The 13174-nt window shown below is 61.3% G+C and carries 7 protein-coding genes; 3 read left to right on the top strand and 4 right to left on the bottom strand.

From position 1 onward, the window contains the following. Positions 1-152: 152 nt before the first annotated feature. The gene (locus C7S18_RS01520) at positions 153-3929 is read left to right on the top strand and encodes a hypothetical protein (RefSeq protein ID WP_106889882.1); all 3777 of its coding nucleotides are present in this window, start codon (positions 153-155) and stop codon (positions 3927-3929) included. Between the two features lie 254 nt (positions 3930-4183). Here C7S18_RS01520 and C7S18_RS01515 read toward each other — a convergent pair whose 3' ends face one another. From C7S18_RS01515 to C7S18_RS01500, 4 genes are all read right to left on the bottom strand, one after another. Beyond that, complete coding sequence (locus C7S18_RS01515) at positions 4184-4483, bottom strand: hypothetical protein (RefSeq protein WP_106889881.1); 300 nt, start codon at positions 4481-4483, stop codon at positions 4184-4186. Then, positions 4480-4836, bottom strand: coding sequence for a RebB family R body protein (locus tag C7S18_RS01510; protein ID WP_170113051.1), 357 nt, complete (start codon positions 4834-4836; stop codon positions 4480-4482). Before C7S18_RS01510 ends, C7S18_RS01515 begins: the two co-directional genes overlap by 4 nt. 282 nt (positions 4837-5118) lie before the next feature. Then, complete coding sequence (locus tag C7S18_RS01505; RefSeq protein ID WP_106889880.1) at positions 5119-5505, bottom strand: hypothetical protein; 387 nt, start codon at positions 5503-5505, stop codon at positions 5119-5121. 111 nt (positions 5506-5616) lie between these two features. Continuing rightward, on the bottom strand, positions 5617-6690 hold the full coding sequence (locus C7S18_RS01500) for an RluA family pseudouridine synthase (protein WP_106893875.1): 1074 nt from the start codon (positions 6688-6690) through the stop codon (positions 5617-5619). A gap of 613 nt (positions 6691-7303) precedes the next feature. On the opposite strand from C7S18_RS01500, the gene C7S18_RS01495 reads away from it, so the two are divergent. Both C7S18_RS01495 and C7S18_RS01490 read left to right on the top strand, forming a co-directional pair. Continuing rightward, entirely contained in the window at positions 7304-10645 is a 3342-nt protein-coding gene (locus C7S18_RS01495) for an Rne/Rng family ribonuclease (RefSeq protein ID WP_240623958.1), read from the top strand. Between the two features lie 498 nt (positions 10646-11143). Then, positions 11144-13174, top strand: a complete 2031-nt coding sequence (locus tag C7S18_RS01490; protein WP_170113050.1) for a DUF3857 domain-containing transglutaminase family protein — start codon at positions 11144-11146, stop codon at positions 13172-13174.

The following is a 13174-nucleotide window of genomic DNA, read 5'->3' as shown; positions in this document are numbered from 1 at the left end:
CATCATTCTGGGCGGGCCATCATGGCCCGCATTGCCGTTATTGCGTGCTCGTCATTGCGCCAACCAGGCAATATGCGCGGATGACTTTAGGCGCATCAATAGGGGCGTCCGCCGTTGTCTACAATGATTCCCAGAGCAGCCACAGAAATTCTATGACGCAACAATCCAAGAATCTCCCAGACATCATGCCTGTAACGTCATCCCGGCATTGGCTGACACGACTCGCGGGGGCACTCGCCCTCGGCACCTCGCCGCTGCTTTGCGCCGGCAGCCTCACCCACCTGAGCCTCGGCCAGCCAAGCGATGCAGCATCCATCACGAGCTTGCGCGGCTCGGCCCGGGATGTCGCCGTCAGTGTGGTCATGGCCAGCAATCCGAACCTCCTGGCCGAACCGGCGCCGCCTGGCAGCCTGACGAACTTCGTTTTGTATGAAGCCGCCAGCAATCGGATGTTCCCCATCACGGTGGCGGGTGGACGATCCGTCGCGGCCGAATCGGTCGCAATCAGCGCCAACGGCCGTTGGCTGCTGGTGACGAGCCTCGATCTGATCCATCCGCGCATGACCAAGTCTGAACCAGGGGCCTTCGCGGCCTACTTGATCGAGCGAAACACTGGCCTCGTTTGGCTCATCAACCACTTGCCCGGCCAACCCGACGTCGTGAGCAAGCTGGGAATCGGCCCGAACTTGATCAGCGATGACGGCGAACGCGTCTATTTTGCGAATCGTGGCGGTGATCTCACCAGTGACCCGATCAATACGCGGGATGGCAGAACTGACGAGGTGGATCTGACTTATGTATTTGACCGAAGCTCGGGTCAAGTCCGCATGGCCAGTGATGCCTCAAACGCTGCTAACTTCAATTTGCCGTATCGTCAGTGGCCGATCTGGATCTCTGCCACCGGCGATGAGGCACTGCTGAGCGGGCGAGAAGGGACCGTTCGTTTCCAATTCAGCACCGGCAGCAGAACACCCGTTCCAGATCCAGCCGGTCAGACTATTGGCGCGACGTTTGGGCCGCTGGTCAGTCGGTCTGGCAACGCCAGTGTCGTCTGCATACCGGCGCCTGGCGCGATCGCCGACGATGGTAACGTTGCGGCTGCGCGGGCAGATCTAGTCAGTGGCGAATTGCGATACCTGAATCCGCCGCCCACTGGCACGGACGAGCGGACCGGTTGCGCTGAATCGGTGGCCATGAATGATGACGCTAGCCTGATTGCTTTCAGCGCCTTCCCGCGGCGCACCAACGTTGACAGCCGACCACAACAGGCATACCTGTGGTCGGCGAGCATGCAACAGCCGCAACTCATCTCGCATGCTTACGGCGAGCGCAATCGAGAAAGCGCTGGTCACGCCTACGTCTACGGCTTGAGCCCCGACGGCAACCAAGTCTTGTTGAGTCTTGATAGCGACGATGTTCTGGCGAATCCAGTTACGGCCGAGGGCTCCCTCTTGGCCCACTACCGGATTGACACCGACGCCATGCAAGTCATCCCCGTCATCCCGGGACCTCAGCCTGCAGCGGCGGTGTGTGGCTCAGCGGCATTCATGGCTGACCAAAGTGTGATCTTCACTTGCAATGAGGAACTAGACTCGAACCGAAGCGACTGGAACGACAGTACCGATCTGTTCCGCTGGCAACCGGGGACCACGCCAAGTCTGATCAGCCGCCGCGCCCGCAATACGGGCGAGGCCGCGATCGCAGGAATTAATCGAAGTCTCTTGGCTGCGAATGGCCGATGGGTGGGTGTGCAGAGCCAATCCCGTGACTATGGCGTTGGCACACACGATGACAATCGCCTATCGGACGTGTTCTTGCTCGATACCTGGACGGGACGACGCACTTTAGTGAGTCGGTCGATCGCCGGGCCGGACCATACACCGAACAACCGCTCCCGCCTCGAACAGATCAGTGCCGACGGGTCGGTCGTGATCTTCAATTCCGAAGCAAGCGATCTGGACAGCGACTTCCAAAGGCCTTTCGAGTTTCTGGGCACGTACAGTTATCAGCGCGATACCGGCGCGATCCGGCTGCTGAATCGCACGGCCAACAACCTCGACATCGCTGAGTTCGGTTCCACCTACGCCATCGCGCCAGATGGCGCACGCGTGGTCTATCAGACCACGGTCAATGATCAGGTGATTCCCGGTTTCCAGGCGAACGGCGCGCGCCAATTGTTGCTGCGATCGACGCGTGACAGCACATCGACGCTGATTTCTGCTGCGGGAACGAACAGGAATGTCGGCGCTGACGCCGACGTGAGCTTCGTCGCGGCATCAACCAACCTCGACTTCGTGGTGTTTCATTCGGCCGCCACCAATCTCGGCGTCAGCAATCCGCCGACCACGGGCCTGCACTATTTGGCCGATACGCGTACGGGTACCGTTGTGCCTCTGGAAACGACTGAGCTCGCCGTGACGCCGCGCCCGCATAACCCGGAAACACCCGTCGCGTTCTTCTCGGGCGACGGACAGTTTCTGTTCTTCGCGAGCGCATCGCCTTCGTTCGCAACGCCGATCGAACCTCCTGGCAGCACAAGCCTTGATTGCTTTCGGCTTGATCTGACGACCCGGACGTGGCAACGCATCACCAGTAGCGGCGGCGACAATAGCGTCCAACAGCGATGCACGGCGGCATCGGCCAACGGCCAGCAGGTTCTGTATGAGCGACAGGACACCGACGCCAACACACTCGGACAGACGATCTGGAAACTTGATCTTCAAGCGCCAACTGAAGTCCTAGTGCTCACTTACAACTACCCGGTCAATCAGGGCATCGATCCCCAGAGTCTGGAGATGCGCCTGTCGCCATCGGGAGACCGGGCGCTCATCACCGCCGACGTTCGACATCTGATCGGGTCGGCAAGCGCTTCGCCCGTCTTCGGTCTGTTCTTGTTTGACTTCTTAACGACGACATCGGAATGGCTGAATTCGGAGGATCTGTCAACAGGCAGATCGGAGTCAGAGCTCTTAGGCTTTACCGCGAATACTGAACTGACCGAGATTGTGTTCAGAGAGCGATCCAGTCGAATCCTCACGGATTTCCCGGATCAGAACGGCACTTTTGATGCGTTCTTGTATCGCACCCATGAATCCTTCAACAACGTGGGCATGAGCGGTCTGTGGACAGAGCCTGGCAACGAAGGCCAAGGCTTTCAATTCGTGCCGTTGCCGGCAACCGGCCAAATGCTCGTGTCCTGGTACACCTACCGCACTGACACCCAGAGCGGAACGCGCACCGATCAGCGCTGGATGTTGGGACTGGGCGAGGTTGTTGGCGATACCGTGCAGTTCAATCTGAGCGCCGCCGACGACGGCGTGTTCGATAGCAACCCAGCCGGCGCACAAACACTGCGCGGCACACTCACCATACGCATGCAATCCTGTCTCGCCGCCGAAGCGCAGTATCAGCTCAATGCGGAGGGCGGCAATGTCTCGGGGACGATTCCTTTGGCGCGAATCAGCAACGATACCGTCTGCCAGAGTTTTCGTACCGGCCAATTGCCAGCCCTGGCTGACGATACCGCCGCACCTTATGTGTGGCGCGTCGCCCACAACGGCGCCTGGCACAACCCGGCCAAACCGGGCCAGGGGCTGATTCTGGATGTATCACCGCAGACCAACCAACTGGTCGCCACGTGGTTTACGTTTGATCCGGGCAATGTCCTGGGCAATGGTCGGCAAGCGCCGCTCTGGCTCGCCGCGGTTGGCACTTTGGATGGCAACAGCAGCCGCCTCAGCGTGTTCGAATCGAAAGGCGGGCGCTTGGATGCGCCGAATGCCACGGTACTGGCACCAGTCGGCACGCTGGATCTGACGCCGACCTCTTGCAACACCCTGAGTGGTCAGTACCAATTGCAACTCGGTGGCGCGACCGTCAGCGGCAGCTTGCCACTAGAACGCATCACCCCGGCACCCGTGGATTGCTGACAGAATGTCCGTAAATGCTCAGTCCAGGCCTGAGGCCGTCCGTCTTCGGCGATCCGTCCCACACTGAGCAGCCAAACTTCGGGGCGGACCGATCAAGTCTGTGCTGAACGTTCAAGTTCGCTATGAGTCCGGTACGCATCCGGACTCGTCGCTCAAGATTCGGGCACCGATGCGCATCATTCTGGGCGGGCCATCATGGCCCGCTTTGCCGTTGTTGCGTGCTCGTCATGCGCGACGCACGTTGCGTCAGCAGGCTATTCGGCGAGCTTCGGCGCACCGAGCCGGCTTTCAAACAATTCCAGAAGCGCCCGGCACTGATTGATCAATTCTGCAGCGCTTTCGTCGCGCGGCTCCAGGCTCAGAATCACCTGCGCACACTTGGCGACCACGGCGAGTCGAAGCTGGTTGACCGCCTGCTGAAACGCGATCTGGTTCTGCATGACGAGTTGCTGTTCGAACACTCGCGCGGACTCATTGATCAATCCGAGCAGCGCGGTGTGATCGATGGCTGGGGCCGCGGGGGCGACGGATGGATCTTGCTCCGACGCGCTCATGACGCCGCATCCGTGGCCGAGTCACCGCGATTGCCGAATGCCGCAATGGTGGCCTTGAGGTCGGCGATCGTCTGGGCGAGTTCATTGTTGGTGAGCACATCAACCGCCGACCGGGCCTCCAGCGGACCGAGTGTGGTCAACATCTGAACGACTTTGCCGGTGACTGAGATTTGCAGTTCGTTCATCGCCTGCTGAGTGGCGATGGCATTCTGCTGGGACAAGTTCGTGTTGGTGATCAGGTTGGCCAGCGCCAGGTTTGCGAGGATGGCAGGCTGCTCACCTATCGATTTGGCGTTGGAAATCGCAATGGATTGCACGATTTCGTTCGGTAACGACGCGTTTGAATCCGACATCAGTATTCCTCCCAAGGATAAGGCCCAATCTGGACCGACAGAGTCTGCGCGCACGTCCGGCCATTCGGGCGCGATCGCGGCAAACACGGTCAGGAATCTAGCCAGTACGCCCAAGCACCACAATCGTTGGTCGCACCGGGACGTCGATCCATGCGCGCTTCCAAAAGTTTGGCGCCTAGGGAGCCTCTGAATAAGTTCAGAGGCGACACGGGCAATGAGTCCGGACACGTGCCGGACTCATTGCGGGTCTGAAAGTCCAGGAAGGACTTGATCAGACCTTCCCTAGTCGGTGTCGACGCGGCGAATTTCGGACCGCAGACCAACCGGCTCAACATGATCCTCGCCATCGCCGCCAACCAACAGGGACACCGCTTTGGCCATCGTCGCCATGAGGACCTGGTTCATTTCGTACTGATGGTCAATCGTCATCCACTGCTCCAAATTCAGGTCATTGATCTGCTGAGCCAAATCCAGATTCGCGAGCACCGGCAATTGACCGCCCGAACGGAGCACTCGGATCGCCTCGCGAATCCGGTCTTCCGGGTTCGATTCCTCGGACGGCCTACCGAGGTACTGCAGCACCGGCAGTTGCTGGCCGGTATCCAACACGTGCTGGAGCGCCGCAATCAAGGTACTGGTATTTACCGGGTCGTTCGTTGTTTCGGACATCCTGACGCTCCCTTTCAATTCCAATGAGACCGCCGGGCAACACATGCCGCCAGTGCGACAGGAAGGCGGTGCAATACCGGTATGTTGCCTCTGAAGTCGTTCGAAGGCGTCCTATTTGCTTACCGCCAACCGATCCAGCGCTGCGCGCAAATCATCAGCGAGCGGCGCCGTAAACGCATAGTTCTGCTCCGGCAAACTGAACGCAAACGATTTCGCATGCAGAAAGAGTCGCTTCAAGCCAAACGCCTTGGCGCGCTTGTTGGCTTCGTCATCGCCGTACTTGTCATCACCCAGAATCGGGTGACCGATGTGTTGGGAATGTACGCGGATCTGGTGCGTACGGCCGGTCTTGATCTGCACGTCTGCCAACGTGGCATCGGCGTAGCGCTCGATCACGCGGAAAATGCTCAGCGAATCTTTGCCCTCTAAGTCCACTGTGACCATCCGCTCGCCACCGCGCAGCACATTTTTCGCCAACGCGACATCGACTTCCTGCTTTTCCCGCACCACTTGGCCCGCAAGTAACGCCAGATAGTGCTTCTCGATCCGATTTTCGCGCATGACGGCTTGCAGCGCGGTCAGCCCGCTGCGGCGCTTGGCCAGCACGAGCACGCCCGACGTGTCGCGGTCCAGGCGATGGACCAGTTCAAACGTCTCATTTGGGCGCCACTGCCGAACGAGTTCGATCGCGCCAAAACTGATACCACTGCCGCCATGTGCCGCGATGCCCGACGGCTTGTTCAACACCAAAAACAGGCGGTCTTCGAAAATGACCCAGTTCGGGACCTGCGCGAGTAGACCCAGAGGCGCTTGCCCGGGATCGCGTTCCTCCAGTCGAACGGGTGGGATTCGAACCTGATCACCGATCGCCAGCCGCTGTTCCGGCTTTGCCCGCTTGCCGTTGATGCGGACTTCGCCCGATCGGAGGATGCGGTAGATCAGTGACCGCGGCGCCCCTTTCAATGTCTTCAGCAAGAAGTTGTCGACGCGCTGATCGTCGGCGTTGGCGTCCACTGTTTCGACCCGGACGCTGGCGGTGGTTGCTTTGTTTGGAGCGGGCTCGGTTTTGGGTGCCGTCGCGGACGCGCGCGGATGACTCGAACGATCGGTCTGGCCGCCCGACTCGGTTCGTGGCTCGAACCGTCCCGACCGAACCTGTTGTTTTTTCCCAACAGTCTCGAACACCGGGTTGCGCGACGTATCACCTCGTGGCCGCGAGGCAGACTGAGCGCGAATCGACGCGTCGCCCTTCACATTCCTCGCCTTTCCAATCAGTGGCTTGCCTCGAGCATCAGGCGCCGGGTGGCGCAGACCAGGTGCCCGCGCCGAGTTGCCTGACGCTGCGGGCCGCTTGCCAGCCTTGCCGTTCGGCACCAAACCGGCCGGCCGTTTCGGACCTGCCTGTACCTTGCCCGTCTTCCTGTTTGCCGGCCTTGCCTTCAAGTTGCTACACTCCGTCCGCTTTTCGCTTTGATTTTCAAGCGCTTCTCATACTTTTGATCGGATTTGCGGCCGTTTTTGCGGCGGCAGGGCTGGCTGATAAGCCGCCCACAGACATCCTAGCAGGCTGACCTAGACAGCCCGGCATCGATCCGAAGACAGGGCGACTCGATCTAGTGACGAGCCCGGCGAGGATTGGTCCGGTTTACCAAGCCGCAATGCAGTACCGCACCCAGCGACGAAAACCGCCGCTTGATGGGCATGCAGGCCGCGCCAGGAGCGTCACCCGCTTCTCGCGCCGCATGGCCCCTCTCGCTGCAGCGGGCTCGGCAACGGGGGCGGGCGAAGGACAAACAACATGAAACGCATGCTGATCAACGCAACTCAGCGGGAAGAGTTGCGCGTGGCCATTGTCGACGGCCAGAACCTCTTTGATCTTGATATTGAGATCCCATCCAAAGAGCAGAAGAAGTCGAACATCTACAAAGGCCGGATCACTCGGGTCGAACCCAGTCTCGAAGCCTGCTTCGTCGATTACGGTGCCGAGCGTCACGGCTTTCTGCCACTGAAGGAAATCGGTCGCGAGTATTTTCAGCCGGGCGTCGACCCACACCGTGCCGGCATCCGCGAACTGATCAAGGAAGGGACCGAGATCATCGTCCAGGTCGACAAGGAAGAACGCGGCAATAAGGGCGCGGCGCTGACCTCGTTCATCAGCCTGGCCGGTCGGTACCTGGTGCTGATGCCCAACAACCCGCGCGCGGGTGGCGTGTCGCGGCGCATCGAGGGCGATGACCGCCAGAATCTCAAAGAGGTCATGGACGACCTCAAGTTGCCAGACGAAATGGGTTTGATCATCCGCACCGCCGGCATGGGTCGCGAAGCCGAAGAGCTGCAGTGGGACTTGGACTACCTGCTGCTGGTCTGGAAATCGATTATCGATGCCTCGACCAATCGCAAGGCACCGTTCCTGATTTACCAGGAATCCAAGCTGATCATCCGCGCACTGCGCGATTATCTGCGCAACGACATTGGCGAAATCCTGGTCGACGAGGAAAGCCTGTACGACGATGCCCGCGAGTTCATGGCGCAAGTCATGCCGCAGAACTTGCGTAAGCTGAAGCTCTACAAGGAAACCGTCCCGCTGTTTTCGCGGTTCCAGATCGAAACGCAGATCGAGAACGCGTTTGAGCGCTCGGTGCGCCTGCCTTCCGGTGGCTCGATCGTCATCGACCAGACCGAAGCGCTGACCGCGATCGACATCAACTCGTCGCGCGCCACGAAGGGTGGCGATATCGAGGAAACCGCGCTCAACACGAATCTCGAAGCCGCCGTGGAGATCGCCCGCCAGTTGCGCATCCGCGACATGGGCGGCCTGATCGTCATCGACTTTATCGACATGGATTCGCCGAAGCACCAGCGCGAAGTCGAGGAACGGCTGCGCGATGCGCTGCGGATGGACCGAGCGCGCGTGCAACTCGGCAAGATCTCGCGCTTTGGCTTGCTCGAAATGTCGCGTCAGCGCCTGCGTCCGTCGCTCGGCGAGGCTACCGCCCAGGTCTGCCCGCGCTGCGAAGGCCACGGACGCATCCGCTCGGTCGAATCGTTGTCGCTGTCGATCCTGCGTATTGCCGAAGAAGAGGCGATGAAGGAGAACACCGGACAAGTGCTGGTGCAGTGCCCGCCGATGGTCGCGAACTTCCTGCTGAACGAGAAGCGCCGCGCGATCATCGAGATCGAGCAGCGCCAGGAATCTGGCGTGATTATTGTTGCCGACGACAAGCTGGAAACACCGCATTACGAAGTCCGCCGCATTCGCCAGAGCGAAGTTGGCATGGAGACGGCACCGAGTTACGAGCGCGTCACCCCGCTGGTACCAATGCCGATGCCGGCCTCTACGCAGCCGGTCGTCGAAGGCGAAAAACCAGCCGTGACCCGAATCGCACCGGCGGCGCCCGCTCCAGTCAAAGAAGATGCTGACGCCACGCCCACGCCAACGCCTGCGCCAGTTGCTGCGAAACCGGCACCGCAAGCGCCAGCCGCGGCAGCCGTGGCAGCCGCACCGGCAGCGAGCGGCGGGTTTGTCGCCTGGCTGAAGCGCCTGTTTGGCATGGGCGAGACGCCGGCCGCGGCCCCCGCGCCTGCCGCGCCGGCCAAACCCGAGCAGAAACCAAACAAAGATCGCCGTGACGACCGCCGCGATCGCCAAGATCGCCAGCACCGTCGTGACGACCGTCAGCAAGGCCAAAAGCAGCGCGACGGCAAGGACCGCGACAATCGGGATCGTGATCGCGACAACCAAGCGGGCGGCAAGAACAATCAGCAGGCCCAGGGTGGACCGAAACAAGGCCAGCAGAATCAGGCGCAGGGCAAGAATGCGGGCCAGGGTCAGAACCCAGGTCAGGCCGGCGGTAACAAGCCCCAGCAACCGGCGCAGGGCGGTGGCAAGCAACCGGGGAATCAGCAGCATCGAGGCCAGCAGCCCGCAGCCCAACCCGTTGCGCCAGCCGCCAAGGCTGCCGCCCCGGCGACACCTGCAGCCGAGCCGAAACCAACCAGCGCCGCAGCGACTGCCGATGAACCAAAGCCAGTCGTTGCAGAAACCGCGGCAAATGCCGACGCCCAAACCGCGCCGAACGGCGATACGCCAGCCATCGGCAATGGCGAGGGCAAGCGTCGTCGCGGCCGCCGTGGTGGTCGCCGTCGCCGTCGCGAACGCGGCGAAGGCCAAAACGCGGCCGCCGGTACTGCGGGCGGCAACGAACTTGACCTCGATGACGAAGATGGCGATTTGCCAGATGACGGTTCCGACGCTCTGAGCACCGACGAGGCTGTCGCCACCGCTGAGGCGGTCAGGGCACCAAAGGCACGGAGCGAGGCCGCGGTCAGCCGCCCGCGCAACCGTCATGAGGCGATTACAGCGGAAGTCCCAGCCGTAGTGGCCGCCGTGGCCGCAACGCCGGCTGCGGTGGGTTCGACCGAGCAATCGAGTCCTGAAGTCGCTGCAGAGCCAGCACCGGCACCAGAATCTTCCACGGCTCCTGAGGCAGCTCCGGCTCCTGAGGCAGCTCCGGCTCCAGAGGCAGCTCCGGCTCCAGAGGCAGCTCCGGCTCCAGAGGCAACTCCGGCTCCAGAGGCAACTCCGGCTCCTGAAGCAGCTCCGGCTCCTGAAGCAGCTCCGGCTCCTGAGGCAGCTCCGGCTCTTGAGGCAGCACCGGCCCCTGAATCGGCACCGGCTCCGGCAGCGGCACCCGAGTCGCCGACGGCATCTGACGCAACGGCCGTTTCTAGCGCCGCGGTGGTGACGACTGAATCGGCGCCAGCAGCTGCGCCAACGGCGCCGCTGGCGCCGGCTACGGCTGCAGCAACCGCTGCTCCGAGTGAGGTTTCCGTTGTCACAAGTGACGCGGCAGCCATTGAGCCCGCCGTCCCGGCGGACGCAGCGCCCGTCGCAACCGCATCCGCCATCGAAGAAACTGTTGTCGTCGCTGTTGAACCGACGCCAGCTGTTGACGAACCGTCCCGCATCGAACCGGTCGCAACGCCGCCCGCGGCAAGCGCGCCCGTCGCCAGTGATGTCGCCAGTGCAACGGCCGACACCGTCGCCGATTCGGAGCCGACCGCTCCGGCGGCTGCAATCGCTGACGCGTCGGCTGCGGTAGCCGAATCGTCGGACGCCGAGCGCCCGACCACCGGCTGACGGTTGCAATCATCGGATCCCGGTCCGGGGAAAAAGGCGCGGCCTCAGGCTGCGCCTTTTTTGCTTTGGCGCGTCGAAGATCGGTTGCGACCAATCTCAGCGCCACGACGCGCGCGCCGTGCGAATCAGTCGATATTCGGTTTTGCGCGTTTGACTCGGCCCGGTCCCCTACTGTCTCAGTCTCCGGCAATAATCTGCGGGTCGGCTCGTGTCGTGGCAACGACGGCGTCGACGCGCAACGCCCCATCGGTTCGATCGGCTAAGAGCGGATTCGAGTCATTGGGGCGCCTCTGAACAGGTTCAGAGGCGATGCGGGGCATGGATGTCCCGCCCGGAATCAAGCACGCGAGTACTCGGTGCGGTTCTGGAAGTCCAGGATGGACTGATTCAGACCGTCATTGGCGGGACCGGACAATCGCGCGATTCTTGCTGGCAACCGGCGCGGCAGCCACGGGTACCGCCGACGAAATTGTGCTGTCACTCAGAGAGTATTGCTTCATGCTGCATCGAATGCTGTTGGCAGGATTGTGGTTCGCCGTCACCTCGCTGCCATCCGGGCCGGGCATCGCGCGGACACTGGAATCAGGTGGCTTCCGCTACACCGAGGATCAGCCACCCGCGTATGTCGACGCGCGCGAGTTGATTTCGGAATGGCCGCGAAAGCTTGGCCAAGACAGCGATCCTTGGCGCGTCTGGCAGGTCGATTCGCAAATCGACTTCCGCAAAGGGCAGTACGCCGCGTATCTCGACTACATCTACGAGCCGCGCAGCCAGGAATTGCTGCAGTATGCCGCCCAGTTCGAAATCCAGTTCGAGCCGACCTACGAACAACTCGTGATCCATCGTGTTGAGATTTTCCGGGATGGCCACTGGGAATCCCGCTTCGACCCGGCCCACATCACGCTTGCCAGGCGCGAGAGTGAGTTCGAGTCATTGATGTACACCGGCAAGGTTAGCGCCCTGATCGTGCTGGAAGACGTCCGCGTGCACGATCGGATTCGCATGCAATACACGATCAAAGGGAGCAATCCGATCATGGGCGATCTGCTCGGTGATTCGTTGAACTTGTCTGGCCATGCGCCGACCGCTCGGCGGCAGATCCGAATTCTGAGTGACGCCCCGCTCGCGCACACGATCATCGGTGCCACGATCAAGGCCAGCGAGAAGCAGGTGGACGATCATCGTGAACTACATTGGCTCGGCAAGAATCTCGCTGCCGTCAGCAAGAACGAGCGCGCACCCAACTGGACATTTCCATTGCCCACGTTGCTGGTCAGCAAGCAACGGACATGGTCCGACGTCGTCAACTGGGCGCTCACGCTGTACCCCGAGCCTGTGCCGCTGAACGCCGAGCTTCAGCTCAAACTCGCAACGCTGAAAGCGCTGCCCACGATCGATCAGCAGATCATTGCCGCTCTCAGGCTCGTGCAGACCGATGTGCGCTACTTCGGCATGGAGCTTGGCGCGAGCACGCATCGGCCCGCTGAACCGAACGAGGTCTATCAGCGTCGCTTTGGCGACTGCAAAGACAAGTCGCGACTGCTGATCAGCCTCTTACGCCAACTTGGCTTGCGTGCCGACCCGGCGCTGGTGTCGATTGCGCATGGCAAGTCGCTGACCCAGCACCCGCCGAGCGCAGCGGCATTCGACCACGTCATCGTCCGTGTGGCGCTCGCCAACCGAACCGTATGGCTCGATCCGACCCAAACGCTGCAAGGCGGCGACCTCGCCCATCTCAGTACGTTGCCCTACGGGCGCGCGCTGATCATCGCTCCCGGCGAACGCGAGTTGACGGAAGTGATTCGCCCCGCGTCCGATCGCTCGGAAGTCGATATCAGCGAGTCGATTGAATCCGGTACGGGAGACAGTATTGTGATCGCGCTCAGTCAACGCAGCCGCGGCGACATTGCGGATGTGATGCGCCGGGATCTGGCGAGCAACAGCAGTTCGGAAATCAGCAAGCGCTGGCGCCAGCTTTACACCAAGACATTGGGCACCGCCACGGAAGTCGAGGCTATTCGGGTCGCCGATGATATGACCCGCAACGAAATTGAGATCCAGGCCAAGTTCCGTATTGAGCAGCCTTGGCAACGGCTCGATGCTGGCCACAACTATCTGGACTTGCATGCCGCGGCGCTCCTGCAGTTTCTGGAGCCCGTGACCGAAATGGAGCGCACCGTGCCCATGGCACAAGCATTCCCGATGACATTGAAGCATCGGATTGAATTGCTGCCGCCAAAGGGCCGCCAGTTGCAATTCGGCAACGACAAGTTGTCGCTCACCGACAAGGCATTTGACTACCGGCGTGAGATTTCTCGGAAGGGCGATGTTGTGCAGGTTGAACACCTCTTTGTCAGCAAGTCGGACGTGATTACCGACGCCGATCTGCCCGCTTACGCGCGGAACCTCCGGCAAGTATTCGATGCCAGCTCGGTACGCGCGATTGCGGGTCTGGGCGAGGCGAGCCTGCAGAAGTCGCGGCAAGAGCGCATGAAGCAACTGATCAACGACCTGACCCGAGAAGACTAA

This window comes from Ahniella affigens, from assembly GCF_003015185.1.
Lineage (GTDB): Bacteria > Pseudomonadota > Gammaproteobacteria > Xanthomonadales > Ahniellaceae > Ahniella > Ahniella affigens.
This window is presented reverse-complemented; position numbering and strand designations above follow the sequence as displayed.

Bases quoted from the DNA above. Each gene is read 5' to 3' on its own strand.
- C7S18_RS01520 (WP_106889882.1), top strand. From the start codon at position 153: ATGACGCAACAATCCAAGAATCTCCCAGACATCATGCCTGTAACGTCA.
- C7S18_RS01515 (WP_106889881.1), bottom strand. From the start codon at position 4,483: ATGAGCGCGTCGGAGCAAGATCCATCCGTCGCCCCCGCGGCCCCAGCC.
- C7S18_RS01510 (WP_170113051.1), bottom strand. From the start codon at position 4,836: ATGTCGGATTCAAACGCGTCGTTACCGAACGAAATCGTGCAATCCATT.
- C7S18_RS01505 (WP_106889880.1), bottom strand. From the start codon at position 5,505: ATGTCCGAAACAACGAACGACCCGGTAAATACCAGTACCTTGATTGCG.
- C7S18_RS01495 (WP_240623958.1), top strand. From the start codon at position 7,304: ATGAAACGCATGCTGATCAACGCAACTCAGCGGGAAGAGTTGCGCGTG.
- C7S18_RS01490 (WP_170113050.1), top strand. From the start codon at position 11,144: ATGCTGCATCGAATGCTGTTGGCAGGATTGTGGTTCGCCGTCACCTCG.